The organism is Flavobacterium sp., from assembly GCF_017744675.1.
Classification (GTDB): domain Bacteria; phylum Bacteroidota; class Bacteroidia; order Flavobacteriales; family Flavobacteriaceae; genus Flavobacterium.
In genome coordinates this window covers 1,192,669-1,208,782 of record NZ_JAGIAV010000004.1, presented here as the reverse complement: position 1 = coordinate 1,208,782, position 16,114 = coordinate 1,192,669, and the positions used below count along the sequence as shown (strand labels likewise).

14 protein-coding genes are annotated in these 16,114 nt (G+C 32.8%); 11 read left to right on the top strand and 3 right to left on the bottom strand.

What is annotated here, in order from left to right; all coding sequences use genetic code 11:
- Positions 1 to 31: 31 nt before the first annotated feature.
- The 4 genes from J7574_RS15450 to J7574_RS15435 all read left to right on the top strand — a co-directional run bounded on the left by J7574_RS15450 (position 32) and on the right by J7574_RS15435 (position 5,102).
- Positions 32 to 1,318 (top strand): glycosyltransferase family 4 protein, encoded by a 1,287-nt coding sequence (locus J7574_RS15450; RefSeq protein WP_290970304.1) that lies wholly within the window; start codon positions 32 to 34, stop codon positions 1,316 to 1,318.
- A gap of 36 nt (positions 1,319 to 1,354) precedes the next feature.
- On the top strand, positions 1,355 to 2,824 hold the full coding sequence (locus J7574_RS15445) for an oligosaccharide flippase family protein (RefSeq protein WP_290970302.1): 1,470 nt from the start codon (positions 1,355 to 1,357) through the stop codon (positions 2,822 to 2,824).
- A 96-nt stretch (positions 2,825 to 2,920) separates the two neighbouring features.
- Positions 2,921 to 4,537 (top strand): mechanosensitive ion channel family protein, encoded by a 1,617-nt coding sequence (locus J7574_RS15440; protein WP_290970299.1) that lies wholly within the window; start codon positions 2,921 to 2,923, stop codon positions 4,535 to 4,537.
- A gap of 265 nt (positions 4,538 to 4,802) precedes the next feature.
- Positions 4,803 to 5,102 (top strand): hypothetical protein, encoded by a 300-nt coding sequence (locus J7574_RS15435; RefSeq protein WP_290970296.1) that lies wholly within the window; start codon positions 4,803 to 4,805, stop codon positions 5,100 to 5,102.
- Positions 5,103 to 5,184: 82 nt separating this feature from the next.
- Here J7574_RS15435 and uvrA read toward each other — a convergent pair whose 3' ends face one another.
- Positions 5,185 to 7,980 carry an excinuclease ABC subunit UvrA gene (gene uvrA, locus J7574_RS15430; protein WP_290970293.1) on the bottom strand — a complete coding sequence of 932 codons (2,796 nt, stop codon included), beginning with the start codon at positions 7,978 to 7,980 and terminating at the stop codon, positions 5,185 to 5,187.
- Positions 7,981 to 8,507: 527 nt separating this feature from the next.
- Between uvrA and J7574_RS15425 the strand changes: the two genes are divergently transcribed.
- From J7574_RS15425 to J7574_RS15415, 3 genes are all read left to right on the top strand, one after another.
- Entirely contained in the window at positions 8,508 to 9,092 is a 585-nt protein-coding gene (locus J7574_RS15425; protein ID WP_111378620.1) for a sigma-70 family RNA polymerase sigma factor, read from the top strand.
- Between the two features lie 50 nt (positions 9,093 to 9,142).
- Positions 9,143 to 9,286, top strand: coding sequence for a hypothetical protein (locus J7574_RS15420; RefSeq protein WP_290970286.1), 144 nt, complete (start codon positions 9,143 to 9,145; stop codon positions 9,284 to 9,286).
- Positions 9,287 to 9,830: 544 nt separating this feature from the next.
- Positions 9,831 to 10,895 carry a tetratricopeptide repeat protein gene (locus J7574_RS15415; protein WP_290970284.1) on the top strand — a complete coding sequence of 355 codons (1,065 nt, stop codon included), beginning with the start codon at positions 9,831 to 9,833 and terminating at the stop codon, positions 10,893 to 10,895.
- A gap of 126 nt (positions 10,896 to 11,021) precedes the next feature.
- On the opposite strand, the gene nth is transcribed toward J7574_RS15415, so the two are convergent.
- Positions 11,022 to 11,684 carry an endonuclease III gene (gene nth / locus J7574_RS15410; RefSeq protein WP_290970281.1) on the bottom strand — a complete coding sequence of 221 codons (663 nt, stop codon included), beginning with the start codon at positions 11,682 to 11,684 and terminating at the stop codon, positions 11,022 to 11,024.
- A 299-nt stretch (positions 11,685 to 11,983) separates the two neighbouring features.
- Here nth and bcp point away from each other — a divergent pair, with 299 nt between their 5' ends.
- Entirely contained in the window at positions 11,984 to 12,436 is a 453-nt protein-coding gene (gene bcp / locus J7574_RS15405) for a thioredoxin-dependent thiol peroxidase (protein ID WP_290970278.1), read from the top strand.
- 285 nt (positions 12,437 to 12,721) lie between these two features.
- Here the strand turns inward: bcp and J7574_RS15400 are convergent, their stop codons facing one another.
- The gene (locus tag J7574_RS15400; RefSeq protein WP_290970275.1) at positions 12,722 to 14,182 is read right to left on the bottom strand and encodes a TonB-dependent receptor; all 1,461 of its coding nucleotides are present in this window, start codon (positions 14,180 to 14,182) and stop codon (positions 12,722 to 12,724) included.
- 90 nt (positions 14,183 to 14,272) lie between these two features.
- Between J7574_RS15400 and J7574_RS15395 the strand changes: the two genes are divergently transcribed.
- Genes J7574_RS15395 through J7574_RS15385 form a run of 3 tightly spaced genes read left to right on the top strand, consistent with a single transcriptional unit; the run spans position 14,273 to position 16,022 of the window.
- Positions 14,273 to 15,037: an MBL fold metallo-hydrolase gene (locus J7574_RS15395; RefSeq protein ID WP_290970272.1), complete on the top strand. Its 765-nt coding sequence runs from the start codon at positions 14,273 to 14,275 to the stop codon at positions 15,035 to 15,037.
- 11 nt (positions 15,038 to 15,048) lie between these two features.
- Entirely contained in the window at positions 15,049 to 15,552 is a 504-nt protein-coding gene (locus J7574_RS15390; RefSeq protein WP_290970269.1) for a hypothetical protein, read from the top strand.
- Between the two features lie 44 nt (positions 15,553 to 15,596).
- The gene (locus J7574_RS15385) at positions 15,597 to 16,022 is read left to right on the top strand and encodes a hypothetical protein (RefSeq protein ID WP_290970267.1); all 426 of its coding nucleotides are present in this window, start codon (positions 15,597 to 15,599) and stop codon (positions 16,020 to 16,022) included.
- Positions 16,023 to 16,114: the final 92 nt, after the last annotated feature.

The window sequence follows — 16,114 nt, the reverse complement described above, 5'->3', positions numbered from 1 at the left end:
TTAAGCTACTTTAAGAATAGAACAATAAAAATTGGAACAAAAAAAACTTTTAATAATCACCTATTATTTTCCGCCTGCGGGTGGACCAGGAGTACAGCGTTGGCTGAAGTTTGTAAAATATTTGCCAGAATTTGATGTACAACCCATTGTTTATGTTCCAGAAAACCCAACTTATCCAATTGTTGATGAAGGATTGGTAAGCGAAATATCAGACAAAGTAATTATATTAAAGAATAAAATTTGGGAGCCTTACCAATTGGCTTCCATTTTTTCGAAAAATAAAACCAAGAAAATCAGTTCGGGGATTTTTCCGCAAAAGAAAAAACAGACCTTTTTGGATAAAACGTTTCTTTGGGTTCGAGGAAATCTTTTTATTCCAGATGCGCGTGTTTTTTGGGTAAAACCATCTGTTTCTTATTTAGAAAAATACATTCAGGAAAATAATATCGATACGATTGTAACTTCTGGACCACCGCACAGTTTGCACTTAATTGGTTTAGAATTGCAGCAGAAACTAAAAGTAAAGTGGTTTGCCGATTTCCGTGATCCTTGGACGACAATCGGATATCATAAAGCGCTACGTTTGTCTTCTTATGCAGAAAAAAAACATAAGAATTTAGAATATAAAGTGCTTAATTCTGCAGATGAAATTATTGTAACCAGCAAAACTACTAAAGCCGAATTTGAAGCAATTACCAACAAACCGATTACGGTAATTACTAACGGTTACGATGTAGAAACGGTTGAAAAGCAAACTTTAGACCCCAAATTTACTTTAGCCCATATTGGTTCATTTTTATCAGACAGAAATCCGCCGTTTTTATGGCAAGTTTTGGTTGAATTGTTGCAAGAAGTGCCAGAATTTAAATCTCATCTAGAAATTAAATTGATTGGAGCAGTAAGTCAGGAAGTTTTAGATGCTATAAAAGAACATCAATTAAATGATTATTTGAATTTAGTGGGTTATGTTTCTCATAAAGAAGCAGTGGCACATCAGAGAAAATCTCAAGTTTTACTTTTAATAGAAATTAATTCTGAAGACACAAAGAGCATTATTCCTGGTAAATTGTTCGAATATATGGTTTCAAACCGTCCGATAATTGCGATTGGACCTCAAGGTTCTGACTTTGCCGATATTGTGACGCAGACCAATACAGGAGTATTTTTTGATTATTCTGAAAAAGCGAAATTAAAAAGTGTAATTTTGGACTTTTTTAATCAGTTTTTGGAAGGGAAACTGCAATCGCACGGAATTGGTTTACAGCAATATTCAAGAAAAAACCTAACCAAACAATTGGCACAGCTGATTAAAGGATAATCATTTAAAAATTAAAATAGAATCTAAACTCAAGAAATGGGTATTGTCTTAAATCAGTCTTTTAAAAACACTATAATTACATACATTGGTTTTGGTATCGGAGCCATTAATACACTTTATTTATATCCAATCTTTCTTGGAGCAACTTTTTATGGGTTGACCAATTACATAACTTCCAGTGCAAATGTAATAATGCCATTGTTTGCTATTGGAATGCAAAATACATTAGTAAAATTCTATTCCCAATATAAAACCGACGAAGAAAAATCTAGGTTTTTATCTTTTACGGTTTTGTTTCCCATTCTATTGATAATTCCTCTTTTGTTAATTGGACTTTGTTTTTATGATGAGATTTTGTTCTTTTTATCTAAAAAGAATGCAATTGTAAAAAGTTATGTATGGTTAATACCATTTATAGCTTTAACGATGGCTTATTTCGAGATTTTTTATGCTTGGGCACGTGTTCATATGCATTCTGTTTTCGGCAATTTTATTAAAGAAATTGGTCTAAGATTGTTTTCGCTATTTTTATTAATTGCTGTTTATTTTAATGTGCTTACTGTTGAAGGATTTGTGTATGCAACTGCAGGGCTATATTTTTTGGCATTTTTGGTAACCATGTTTTATGCATTTAGTGTTCAAAAGCCTACATTTCAGTTTAAAAAACCTGAAAACACAAAAGACATATTAGTATATACATTTTATATTATTTTGTCAGGAAGTGTAGCTAATTTGCTTTTAGACGGAGATAAAATGATATTGAATCAATATATGATTATTGATAACATCGCATTTTATTCGGTTGCAACTTATATCGCCTTAGTAATTTCGGTTCCGAGTCGTGCAATGCATCAAATTGTGTATCCGATTACGGCCAAATTAATGCATGAAAATAAGCATGACGAGTTAAATCAATTGTATAAAAAGACTTCTATTAATCTGCAAGTAGTAGGCGGATTTGTAATGCTTTGTATTTTTGTTAATATTAATCAGCTGTACGAATTGGTTCCTAAAGAATACAGTGGCGGAATTGCTGTAGTATTTATGATTGGTCTTTCTAAATATTTTGATTTGATTTTAGGAAATAACAATGCCATTATTTTCAATACAAAATATTATAAAATGGTTTTATATTTAGGGTTAATGCTAGTTGTTTTAACGGTAATTCTAAATATGATTTTTATTCCAAAGTTTGGAATTTTCGGTTCTGCATTTGCTACATTATTGTCTATTACTTTATATAGTTTGGCCAAGCTTCAGTTTGTGGTAAAAAAACTTCATCTCTATCCATTTACCAAGCAGACTGTTCATTCTATAATTTTAACTTTCGCTCTATTTTTGGTGTTTTACTTCTGGGAATTTCCATTTTTCCAATTAATAAGCATTACTCTAAAATCGATTTTGGTTACTATTTCATACGTTTATTTAAATTACAAGTTTAAAATATCTCCAGATATCAATAATGTTATTGATTCTGTTTTCAAGAAATTAGGTTTTAAAATTTGATCTGATTTTTCTGTAAAAAAGAAAGTAATTTAAAAATTGTAGCTTTTTTGTTTTTATATTTGTTAGAAAGGATAACTAATTTATTTCTAATAGAATATGAGAATAAAAGTACTTAGGTTATTAGCTTTCTTTTTTGTTTTGTTTTCTTTTTCAGTATTTGCCCAGACTCATAATCTGAAAAAATCTGAAAAAGAGATTTCAACAGTAAAACTAAAGGGTTATCCTGTAAAACCTTTCAAAGACACACTGTTTTTTGTCTACAATCATGTTGGTTCTTTTTCTGCAAAAGAAAGAGCAGATTACATCACCAATAAAATTAAAAGGCTTTATAATGAATCTTTTTTCGAAAAAGATTCTATTAAAGTTGTTCCTTCAGATGTTTCTGCAGATATTGTTTACCAAAGCGATTTGGTTATCATGTCTGTTTTTGATGCTGATGCAAAAGCCGAAAACAGTACAATTACCGAGATCGCCAATCGAAATCTAGCTAAGATTAAAAGCGCGATAATCTATCAGAATGAAAATTATTCGCAATTACCCAAACGAATAGGCTATACGACTCTATTAGTCCTTATAATTGGTCTGATTCTTTTTGTAGTTGGTAAGCTTTTTAATTTAATCAGAAAGTATATTCTTAAGAACAAAGCCAGATACTTCAAAGGAGTAAATTACAATACCATCAAAATACTATCTCCCGAAAAACAGCTCGTCTTGTTTCTTCGCTTTTTTGGTTTCATAAAAATAGTGACGCTTATTTTAATCGTTTATTTATCGCTTCCTGTTTTATTTAGCATATTTCCGGCTACAAAGGATTATACCACAATGCTGTTAAGATGGATATTGACTCCAGCAAAATCAGCTCTAATGGGATTTGTTGGTTTTCTGCCAAGCCTGTTTACCATTATTGTTATTGTAATTATTTTTAAATATTCGATCAAAGTAATTAAGTTTTTCTTTGATGAAATAAAATCGGAAAACATTAAAATTGACGGATTTTATAGCGATTGGGCATTGCCTACATTCAACGTTATAAGACTTTTAATGTATGCCTTTATGCTGGTTATCATTTTTCCGTATCTGCCGGGTTCAGATTCGCCGATTTTTAAAGGTGTTTCCGTGTTTGTGGGTGTTTTATTTTCGCTAGGTTCTTCCAATGCTATTGCAAATATGGTGGCGGGTTTGGTGATTACCTATATGCGTCCGTTTAAAATTGGCGATTTTATAAAAATTGGCGATGTAAGCGGAGAAGTAATCGAAAAAACAGCATTGGTTACCCGAATTAGAACGCCAAAATTTGAAGATATTACGATTCCAAATGCGACAGTCTTGTCGAGCACTTCAACCAATTATTCGGCAAATACTAAACAGTCTACTTCAGGATTGCTCATTCATACTACAGTTTCGATTGGTTACGATGTGCCTTGGAAAGACATTCACGCAGCCTTGATTAATGCAGCCTTGAAAACTGAAATGACAGAAAAAGAACCCGCGCCATTTGTGCTGCAAACAAGTTTAGATGATTTTTATGTTTCGTACCAAATAAACGTTTACACCAAAGAACCTACCAAACAGCCAAGGATTTATTCGTCACTGCATCAAAATATTCAAGATTCTTTTAATGAAGCCGGAATAGAAATTATGTCTCCGCACTACAGCGCATTAAGAGACGGAAATGCGACCGCAATTCCGCCAGAATACCTCAAAAAAGAATAGCTGCAATATAATTTTAACCGTTTTAAAAATGTTAGCTAATTGCAAACTAAGTATTAAAATAAGAATTTTAACACATGAATATTTTGTAATTAATCGAATTAAAATTAACTTTAACATGAAAACTTATCAGCAGTTTATTGAAAACGCAGTTTTTTTTCTAACAAAAACAATAGATGTAGGTATTTTTTTATTTTTTATAGTTTTATATTTTTGTACGAAATTATAAATGAAAGTGTAATTAGAATTAATTTGTAGAGTAACAATTATGAAAGACAATCATCTGAGCCATGAACAAAGCATGCAGGTATTTTCTAATATGATCTCAAACAAAGTTCATAAAGGATTTACGCTGGAAGAGAGAAATGATAAGTTGCTTTTTGCAGTTTTATCTAAAGGAGGAAAAGTGGTTAACCACAGTTTAAATTTCATGATTTTTTGTTTAACTCTAGGGTTATGGTCATTTGCTTGGCTGTATCTTACCTTTGAGGCTTCAAAGCAGAAAAAGATTTTAGTAGCTATTGACGAAGACGGTGTTCCTTTTGAGGAAAGATGTCTAGTAGCTTAACATTAAAAAGAGAAATAAATAAAGCCATAAATACAAACTAATCAATTGTATTTATGGCTTTGTTATTTAAAAACAAGTAAGATTACAATTTATCTTTCAAATACACTCCTGTTACAGATTCTTTTACTTTTACAATGTCTTCAGGAGTTCCAGAAGCTAATAAATGTCCTCCATTTTCTCCGCCTTCAGGACCTAAATCAAGGATCCAGTCAGCGCATTTTATAAGGTCAAGATTATGTTCGATCACAATTATCGAATGTCCTTTTTCTATTAATGCATCAAAAGAAGCTAAAAGTTTTTTAATATCATGAAAATGAAGACCAGTTGTAGGTTCGTCGAAAACAAATAGCGCTTTGTCTTTTGTAGCACCCTTTACCAGAAAAGAAGCTAATTTAATACGCTGAGCTTCTCCGCCAGAAAGAGTAGAAGACGATTGTCCTAATTGCACATATCCTAAACCAACATCTTGTAAAGGCTGCAATTTCTGAGTGATTTTAGACTGTTTATTTTTTTCGAAAAAAGCAATCGCATCATCAATGGTCATAGTCAGAATGTCATTGATATTTTGATTGTCAAAAGTGACTTCTAAAATTTCTTTTTTAAAGCGTTTTCCGCCGCAAGTCTCGCAAGGTAAAGAAACATCAGCCATAAAGACCATTTCGACATTTATCGAGCCTTCTCCTTTGCAAGTTTCGCATCGACCTCCGTCAACATTAAAAGAGAAATGTTTGGCCTGATAACCTCTTATTTTGGATAGTTTTTCTTTGGCGTACAAATCACGAATATCATCATATGCTTTGATGTAGGTAACAGGATTCGATCTCGAGCTTCTTCCAATCGGATTTTGGTCTACGTATTCAATATGTTTAATCTGCGAAAATGATCCGGAAATTTCAGTAAACTGTCCTGCTTTTTCCGCCGCGCTTTCTAGTTTTTTCTGAACAGCCGGAAACAAAATCTTCTTAATCAAAGTACTTTTTCCGCTTCCAGAAACGCCCGTTACCACTGTTAAAACATCTAAAGGGAAAGTAACATTGATATTTTTTAAGTTGTTCTCGCGTGCGCCAATAATGTCAATATGATTTTTAAATTTTCGTCTTCTCTTTGGAACAGAAATTTCTAAATCACCATTTAAATATTTTGCCGTTAAAGAATCTGATTTTAGAATTTCATCATAAGTTCCCTGTGCAACTAGTTTACCTCCAAAAGTTCCAGCTTCGGGACCAATGTCGATAATCATATCTGCTGCTTTCATAATGTCTTCATCATGCTCCACGACAATTACCGTGTTGCCCAAATCACGAAGAGAAAGCAGCACTTTGATTAGTCTTTCAGAATCTTTCGGATGCAGACCAATACTTGGCTCGTCCAAAATATACATCGATCCTACCAAACTGCTTCCTAAAGAAGTTGCCAAGTTAATACGTTGTGATTCTCCTCCAGAAAGAGTAGCAGAATTTCTGTTTAAAGTAAGATAGTCCAAACCAACTTCGCTTAAGAAAGATAAACGATTGTTGATTTCAATCATTAAGCGTTTCGCAATCTGCTGTTCGTATTGGTTTAATTCAATGTTTTTAAAGAAAGTAACCAAATGCTTAATTGGCAAATCAACAAGATCGGAAACTGTTTTTCCGTTGATTTTTACGTAAGAAGCTTCTTCACGCAAGCGTTTGCCTTTACAAGCATGACATTTTGTTTTGCCACGGTATCGAGAAAGCATTACACGGTTTTGAATCTTATAATTCTTTTCTTCTAATTCTCTAAAAAAATCATTCAGCCCTTGAAAATACTGATTTCCAGTCCAAATCAGGTCTTTTTGTTCTTCAGTTAATTGAAAATAAGGTTTATGAATTGGGAAATCAAATTTGTAAGCATGTTTTACCAATTCGTCTTTGTACCAGCTCATGCTGTCGCCGCGCCACGGGTAAATAGCACTTTCATAAACTGATAATGACGTATTGGGCACAACCAAATCGGCATCAATGCCAATTATATTTCCGTAGCCTTCACAAACAGGACAAGCGCCATACGGATTATTAAAGCTAAATAAATGCACATTTGGCTCTAGAAAAGTTATGCCATCAAGCTCAAAATTATTAGAATAAGAAAACCTCTTCTCGGCATTTAATTCTTGCAGATAGCAAATTCCTTTTCCTTCAAAAAAAGCAGTTTGTACAGCATCTGCCAAACGATTGTAAAATTCTTCTTCCTCTTTTACAACGATACGATCTATGATGAGCAAAATATCTTTGTTGTCAAATTGATGTAAATCTGAAGCAGAAAATTCGTCTAAACGAACCATTTCATTATCAACCAAAATACGTGCAAAACCTTGCTGCAGAAGCACTTTTAGTTTGTCTTCAAGTAGTCGCCCTTCTTCCAAATGTATTGGAGCCAGAAGCAGCCATCTGCTTTCAAGAGGAAGACTCTTTACGTCAGAAATAACATCTGTAACGGTATTTTTTTTCACTTCCTGTCCAGAAATAGGAGAGTAGGTGCGCCCGATTCTGGCATAGAGCAGCTTCATATAATCATAAATCTCTGTCGAAGTTCCGACAGTCGAACGGGCATTGGTTGTATTTACTTTTTGCTCAATAGCAATGGCAGGTGCAATACCTTTAATATATTCTACCTTAGGTTTGTCTAAACGGCCCAAAAACTGACGTGCATAAGAAGATAAGCTTTCTACATAACGTCTTTGTCCTTCGGCATATAAAGTATCAAAAGCTAAACTCGATTTTCCTGATCCTGAAAGACCTGTAATAACAACCAGTTTATTTCTCGGAATAACCACATCTACATTTTTCAAGTTATGTACCTGTGCTCCTTTTATTATAATATTTGATTTTGGATCTATTTTAGAAAGGTCAATTTGCATAAAAAAGTCAATTTTTACAAAAGTAATCAATTTTGAATTGGATTTAGTTAAGGAAATAGTTCCAAATTTTAACTATTTTACTCCTGAAAATTGCTTTTTTGGACTTCATTTCAAGCTCCAAATCTCTATTTTTAAGATTAAAAATGACGTGAAAGATATTGGCTCACGAAAAAATATTGAATTATGACGGTTTTATTTCAGGAAAAATTGTAATTTAAAATCAGATTTCAGATCAAAGTTAAACAGTATCTTGTTAATTGTAAGGTATTTATGTTTAAATTTTAACATATTTAAGAGGGAGTGATTTTACGGAATTTTAGCTCTTTGTACGTAAATTTTATGTTTATTGTACATTAATAAAAGTTTTATTAGTAATAATTAATGATTTTATTTGCTTTTTAAAACTAAAATTTGTTAAATTTGGTCACAATATTAACATAACCCATAAAAAAGAAACGCCTATATAAAAAAACTACTTTTTAGAAAATACTCCAAATTTTAAAAATAAAACTAAAAAAGTAGTTATTATGGCTGATCTGCATACTCCAGACGCTCTATTAGTAAAAAATTATGTTGACGGTAGTGAAGCTGCACTTGCAACATTAATAAAAAGGCACGAGTCTAAGATATATGGATTTATATATTCTAAGATCGCTGATAGAGATATTTCAAATGATATTTTTCAAGACACATTTATTAAAGTAATTAAAACTTTAAAAAGCAATTCTTATAACGAAGAAGGTAAATTTTTGCCTTGGGTAATGCGTATTTCTCATAACTTAATTGTAGATCATTTTCGCAAGACAAAGAAAATGCCGATGTACAGAGAAACAGAAGAGTTTTCTATTTTCTCTATCATGTCAGACGATGCGTTGACAATTGAAGGCAAAATGATTGTAGATCAAGTAGAACTCGATTTAAAAAAGTTAATAGAAGAGCTTCCAGAAGATCAAAAAGAAGTATTGGTAATGCGTATGTATCAAGATATGAGTTTCAAAGAAATCTCAGAAGTTACAGGCGTTAGTATCAATACAGCATTAGGAAGAATGCGTTATGCGCTAATGAATTTGAGAAAAATAATAGATAAACATCAAATTATTTTAACCAACTAATACTATTTTGGTAATAAGCCCGTTATATTAGTATAAAACATTCTGATAGTATGGGGAAAATTTACTCAAAAAAAGCATTAGCTTCTAAAAATCTTAAACCTAAAAAAGAAGTTGTTTCTTTTTTATTGAATTATTCAAAAGCCTTGACAGTAGTTAAGATTGACGATAAAAGTTTTGAGATTATAGCTAACTAAACAGCCCACTGCTCCTGTCGGATGTTTATTGAAACAAACCAAATGGTCGTTTTGGTTTAAGAGCTCACTGTTTGTATATTTTTATATATAGATAGTGAGCTTTTTTTTGCTTATATTTTTTAGAAAGAAAAACTATAAGGTTTTTACAGCATTTTTTCCTTCTTTTGTTAAAATTTAATATTTTGACGGATAATTGTATGTTTGTTTGGTTTTTAATTCTATTTTAGTTAAAAAACTATTTTTAATATGTTAAAAATGCTTTTGTGAAGTGTTATTCGTATGAAATAGTAGTCAGAGTTGAGAATTATAAAATAATATATTAAGAATTAAATGTTTAACCCCAAAACAGATTGTTTATGAAGAAAAACTACCCTGCTTTATTTTGTTAAGTTTGATGCCCATTTGATTTTTGAGAAACTATTTGGACCAGCAATAGTTGATCATAGAAATGGTAATAAAGAAAATTTTAAACCAGTTTAATTATCTTTTTACTGTACTCAAAGCAAACTAAGAAATCATTTAATCACCAAAACTTAACCGCAAAATGAAAGAGAATATTAAAGTGTTGGCATGCTTATTATTGGTAAGCATTGGCGCATTTGCCCAAAAAGAAAAAATTAAGGAAGCGCAGTCTTTATTTGATAAAGGAAACAGCCAGGAAGCTTTGGCAATTTTAACTAAAACAGAATACCTAATTCTAAATGCGTCTGATGAAGACAAGTCAGATTACTACTTCTTAAAAGGAAACGTTTTAAAAGACTTGGCTGTCAAAAACATAGATGCGGCCAATAATTTTACATTGGCGTCTCAAGCTTATCAAGATGTCTTTTTATACGAAAACGAATCGGGAAAATTTAAGTGGACAGTTAAAGCGAATATGGCTTTAAAAGACATGAAAGCCAGTCTTGTAAATGGTGCAATGACCGATTTTAAAGCCGGTAATTATAAAGAAAGTGCCGAAAAAAGTTATAAAGTATATCTGTTTGACAAAAAAGATACCTTAAACTTATTCAATGCTGCGGCATCATCTATAAATGCCAAAGATTACAATTCTGCCGTAACCTACTACGAGCTTTTGAAAAAGATTAACTATTCAGGAAAAGGGGTTTTGTATTATGCTACAAATAAGAAAACCAAAGAAGAAGATGTTTTTATTTCTCCAAAAGCAAGAGAATCGGCTATACAGCAAGGTTTTTACGAAAAGCCAAGAACAGAATCTGTGCCTTCAAAAAAGATAGATGTAAACAGCAATTTGGCGTATGCTTATCTTGAAAAAAAGGATTATGCAAAAGCAGAATCTGTTTATAATTATGTTTTAGAATTAGATCCGAATTATGTGGATGCTTATATTAATTTGGCTTATTTGAAATTGCAAATGAAGAAAGACTTAGCCGAAGAAATAGCATCATTAGGAACTAGTGCTGCCGAGATGCAGAAGTATGATAAACTTAATGCCAGAAAAGATGATATAGTAAGAAGCGCGATTCCGTATTTGAAAAAAGTGCTTACTATTGAACCGAAAAATCCAGATGCAACCAAAACATTATTAGGTGTTTATAGATCGCTTGACATGACGGCAGAGTATAATGCCTTAAAAGCAGGAATGTAAATGAATTAGACAATTAGATAATTAGACAATTAGATAATTAGAAAATTAGAAAATTTCTAGATTTTAAACACATTATCTAATTTTCTAATTGGCACATAAAGCACAAAGATTTTTGATCTTTGTGCTTTATTTTTTTACCAACGATTTTTCCATCTCTTCAATAAGTGATTTTTTACCAATCGTTCGTGTGATAATATCTTTTTCGAGACTCCATCCTCTAGCAGGCGAATATTCTCGACCATACCAAATAATTTGTAAGTGCAAATCGTTCCATAATTCTCTTGGGAATAATCTTTTAGCATCTTTTTCAGTCTGCGCCACATTTTTTCCGTTAGATAAATTCCATCTGTGCATCAGGCGGTGAATATGCGTGTCTACAGGAAAGGCAGGAACACCAAAAGCCTGTGACATTACCACACTTGCTGTTTTGTGCCCAACAGCAGGCAAAGCTTCAAGTGCTTCAAAACTTTGCGGAACTTCTCCGTTATGTTTTTCGATTAAAATTTCAGATAAACCGTGAATTCCTTTCGATTTCATTGGAGACAAACCGCACGGACGTATAATTTCCTTAATTTCTTCTATCGACATTTTAACCATATCGTAAGGGTTGTCAGCCTTTGCAAATAAAAGCGGGGTAATCTGGTTCACACGAACATCGGTGCATTGTGCAGACAATAAAACAGCAATTAGAAGCGTATAAGGGTCTTTATGATCTAAGGGAACAGGTATAGTAGGGTAAAGTTCTTTTAAGGTGTCGATAACAAATTGTACGCGAGCTTCTTTATTCATTTTCGTAGTTTTAAAGCTGTAAAAATAGTATAAATTTAATGATGCGCCTAATCCAGCTTTCCGTTTCAACTCCTCATTATGCTAGTTACATTTTTAAGTATTTAAAAGAGCTTCCTTCGGTCGCTTTTTAAATACAAAAAATGTTAACTATCATAATTCCGGGGTTTTCACTGCAATCTGGGGCGAAAAGAAGTTATGGGATTTAAGTTATGAATTATGAGTTATGAGTTATCTTTGTTGAGATCAATAATCGAAAGTAATAATCTAAAATCTAAAATCAACAATTTAAAATAAAAGATATGACAACATTAAAAGCAGGAGATAAAGCGCCAAATTTTTCAGGAATAGACCAAGACGGAAAAACACATAAACTGGCAGATTACGCTGGAAAAAAAATAGTGGTTTTCTTTTATCCAAAGGCAAGCACGCCAGGTTGTACAGCCGAAGCTTGTGATCTTAGAGATAATTTTCACCGTTTTCAAGCCAATAATTATGAGCTTCTTGGAGTAAGTGCCGACAGTCAAAAAGCGCAAGTAAAATTTAAAGAAAAATACGAATTGCCTTTTCCTTTATTGGCAGATGAAGACAAATCGGTGATCACTGCGTTTGGAGTTTGGGGACCAAAGAAATTCATGGGTAGAGAATACGATGGAATTCACAGAACTACTTTTGTTATCGACGAAAAAGGAATTATAGAAGAAGTAATCGAAAACGTAAAAACTAAAGAGCACGCTTCGCAGATATTGAAATAGTTTTTTTTGCTTTTTTGTTTCATGTTTCATGTTTCATGTTGTTTTACTTGATGTTTAGTTTTACCGCAAAGCACGCTAGGATTTTGTTCTTGTTTGTGCTGAAACGCGCAAAGTTCGCAAAGCTTTGCGAACTTTGCATTTTTTAAAGTTTGGCTCAAAAAAAAAACTTAGCGTGCTTTGCGTTAAAAAATATCCGCTCCAACAATAACTTGAAACCTGAAACGTGAAACTTGAAACAAGAAAAAACCTGAAACAAAAAAAAGTCCCTTTTTCTGGGACTTTTTATTATTTATTTTGTTCTAATTCTGTCTGTGGATGATATCCAAAGAGATGATGTTCTTTTATGATTTCTGCAATACCAGACGGAAGCATTGGTTCCCATCCTTTTTGGCCTTGGTTGATCATTTTTAAGACTTCTCTAGAGAAAACATCCAGGATTTTCGGATCATAGTCTTCAATATCAACCACTTTTCCATTGAATTTGAAGAATTTGTATAATTCTTTCATTCTCGGGTGAACTTTCAAGTTGTTAGAATTCATTAACGAACCATCATCGTCAAGCATTGGGTACAAGAAAACTTTCATATCTCGGTAGAATAATTTTCCGAAAGCTTCCAAAATTCCTCCGCTTAAGTGGCGATAGTATTTCTCGTCAAAAATATCAACTAGGTTATTTACACCCATTGCCAATCCCATACGAGCTTTGGTATAATTAGCAAAGTATTCTACGACTTTATAATATTCTTGGAAGTTAGAAATCATAACTGTTTGGCCAAGAGAACCAAGCAATTCGGCTCTGTCCATAAAGTCACGTTCGTCAATTTCACCATCTGAACGTAAATTCGAAAGCGTGATTTCAAAAATAACAAGCGTATTGTCTTTTTCAACTTTATTTTCTTTGAGAAACATTTCTAATGACTTCTCATACATATCCATATTTACCTTAGTAACAGGACGGAAGCTTCCTCTTAAAGCTAGAAGATTCTTTTTGTATAAAATAGCGGCTGGAAGAATGTTTTTTCCTTCAGGGTTAAACATTACCGCATCTGTCATTCCGTTTTTAACCAATTGCAAACTCATCAAACGATTGTCTACATCAGCAAAACGTGGTCCAGAAAAGTTAATGGTGTCGATCTCTAATTGATCTTTGTCTAAGTGATCGTATAAATAACGAAGTAATCGTTTTGGGTCGTTGTATTTGTAAAAAGCACCGTAAATTAAGTTAACTCCTAAAATACCAAGTGTTTCTTGTTGTAATCTTGCATCGGTTTCTTTAAAACGAATGTGTAAGATAATTTCGTTGTAAGCTTCGTCTGGTTCAATTTGGTAACGAATTCCAACCCAACCGTGACCTTTAAATTGTTTGGCAAAATCTATTGTAGCAACCGTATTGGCGTAACTGAAAAAAAGTTTTGTAGGGTGTTTTTCACGGCTTAAACGCTCTTCGATGATTTGCCCTTCATGAGTAAGCATTTTTTTTAGTCGCTCTTCGGTAACATATCTTCCGTCAGTTTCGGTTCCATAAATGGCATCACTAAAATCTTTATCATAGGCAGACATCGCTTTTGCAATAGTTCCCGACGAACCTCCCGATCTGAAAAAGTGTCTAACTGTCTCTTGTCCAGCGCCAATCTCAGCAAATGTCCCGTAAATATTTTCGTTTAAATTAATGCGTAAAGCTTTGTCTTTTATAGAAGGAATCTGTTCGATGACCTTGTCACCTTTGAGTTTTATTTCTGTACCCATTTTGTTTTAAATAGATTTGTTACAAAGTTAGTAAATTAGGCTTCTAATGAAAGAGAAATAATCCTATTTTTGTAAAAAAATTAAGTTCAATTGAAGGTTTATTTTTTAGGTACAGGTACTTCTCAGGGCATTCCAATTATCGGAATCGATCATCCAGTTTGCAAAAGCACTGATGCTAAGGATAAAAGACTTCGTGTGTCCATTTGGATAACATGGGAGGAGCATTCTTATGTAGTAGATTGTGGTCCCGATTTCAGACAGCAAATGCTTTCTTGCGGATGCCGAAAACTGGATGCCATTCTCTTTACGCACGAACATGCAGATCATACCGCTGGATTAGACGATATACGTCCGTTTAATTTTAGACAGGGCGAAATTCCGATTTACGGGCATAAACGTGTTTTGGACAATTTAAGACGCCGTTTTGACTATGTTTTTGAAACAGTAAATAAATATCCAGGCGCTCCAAGCGTAAAAACAATTGAAGTGCAAAACAATGCGCCTTTTGCCGTAGGAGATAAAATGGCAATTCCAATAAATGTTATGCATGGCGACCTTCAGGTTTTTGGATATCGAATTGATGATTTTGCCTATTTAACCGATGTGAAAACAATCGAACAAGTTGAAGTTGAAAAACTGAAAGGATTAAAAGTTTTGGTTGTAAATGCTTTGCGCGTTGAACCTCATAATACACACTTTAATCTGCAAGAAGCACTCGATTTTATTAATCTAGTTAAACCAGAAAAAGCGTATTTAACGCACATTAGTCATGTTTTAGGTTTTCACGAAGAAGTGCAGAAAACACTTCCTGAAAATGTTTTCTTGGCTTACGACAATTTAGAAATTACAATTTAATTATACCCACAATGAAAAAATCATTAATGCTTTATCTTTTTATTCTTGCCATTTTGATGAATGTCTTTACTTATGCGTTTTACAGCGGCGAAGTAAAATTTGCAGAACAGAGATATGAAAAAACAACTAAGAAGTTAAGAGACAGCATAAACATCGTGAAAACTAAATTAGCTGATGCTGATTATTTTTCTTTAGAACATAACGAAAATGCTCAGAATTACTTTGATAACAGTGCTTCTGGAGGAAAAGTGATTTTGTATGAAAAACTGATTCCAGTTGTAACAGAAAAGTTATTAGATTTCAATTCTAATCCAAAAGGGAATCCTTATACAGGACAGGATATGATTGACGGAAAGAAATTCATCATCAACAAAGTGAAAATTTTAAACCATAGATGGATCATTGCAGATTATAGTAATGGAGAATTGTGGGGAGAAGTCTTGTTAAAATATTTTGTAGATAACGACGATAATATTACATTTGAAGTAAATCAAACTTGGTTATATCAAAAATAGGATTTTATAATCCTATTTTTTTTTGACTTTAAATAAATAGGATTATGAAAAAGATGTTTTTGTTTTTGATTATGGCAAGTGCCATTTCTTGTGCTAAGAAAGTTTCGCAGGAAAATGTAAACACAACTCCAAAAGAGCCGAAAAAAGAAACCATTGTAGGCGGCGATTCTGATTCTCACGGATGTAAAGCTTCGGCTGGCTATACTTGGTCAACGCTTAAAAAAGAATGCGTACGAATTTTTGAAGGAACAAAACTATCGCATTCCGACGATGGAAAAAAGTATACAACTGTATCTTACGTAATTTTTGACGGAAATAAAGCAGAGCTTTTCTTAGATACCCAAAAAGAATCCATTATTTTAGAAAGAAAATCTGAAGATGAACCTTGGGTTAACGGCGATTGGCAGTTAATTCCATGGAGAGGATATGTACTTAAGAAAGGAAAAGATATTCTTTATACGGGACAGTAATTTTTAATGTTCAGTGTTCAGAATATTAGTGCTCAGTTTGGGCTGTAAATGATAAACGTGAAACTTTGATAAAGCTCTAAGTTTGCATACAA

What these genes read in the sequence shown, in the direction of transcription:
- J7574_RS15445 (WP_290970302.1), top strand. Translation starts at nt 1,355, where the DNA reads ATGGGTATTGTCTTAAATCAGTCTTTTAAAAACACTATAATTACATAC.
- J7574_RS15440 (WP_290970299.1), top strand. Translation starts at nt 2,921, where the DNA reads ATGAGAATAAAAGTACTTAGGTTATTAGCTTTCTTTTTTGTTTTGTTT.
- J7574_RS15435 (WP_290970296.1), top strand. Translation starts at nt 4,803, where the DNA reads ATGAAAGACAATCATCTGAGCCATGAACAAAGCATGCAGGTATTTTCT.
- uvrA (WP_290970293.1), bottom strand. Translation starts at nt 7,980, where the DNA reads ATGCAAATTGACCTTTCTAAAATAGATCCAAAATCAAATATTATAATA.
- J7574_RS15425 (WP_111378620.1), top strand. Translation starts at nt 8,508, where the DNA reads ATGGCTGATCTGCATACTCCAGACGCTCTATTAGTAAAAAATTATGTT.
- J7574_RS15420 (WP_290970286.1), top strand. Translation starts at nt 9,143, where the DNA reads ATGGGGAAAATTTACTCAAAAAAAGCATTAGCTTCTAAAAATCTTAAA.
- J7574_RS15415 (WP_290970284.1), top strand. Translation starts at nt 9,831, where the DNA reads ATGAAAGAGAATATTAAAGTGTTGGCATGCTTATTATTGGTAAGCATT.
- nth (WP_290970281.1), bottom strand. Translation starts at nt 11,684, where the DNA reads ATGAATAAAGAAGCTCGCGTACAATTTGTTATCGACACCTTAAAAGAA.
- bcp (WP_290970278.1), top strand. Translation starts at nt 11,984, where the DNA reads ATGACAACATTAAAAGCAGGAGATAAAGCGCCAAATTTTTCAGGAATA.
- J7574_RS15400 (WP_290970275.1), bottom strand. Translation starts at nt 14,182, where the DNA reads ATGGGTACAGAAATAAAACTCAAAGGTGACAAGGTCATCGAACAGATT.
- J7574_RS15390 (WP_290970269.1), top strand. Translation starts at nt 15,049, where the DNA reads ATGAAAAAATCATTAATGCTTTATCTTTTTATTCTTGCCATTTTGATG.
- J7574_RS15385 (WP_290970267.1), top strand. Translation starts at nt 15,597, where the DNA reads ATGAAAAAGATGTTTTTGTTTTTGATTATGGCAAGTGCCATTTCTTGT.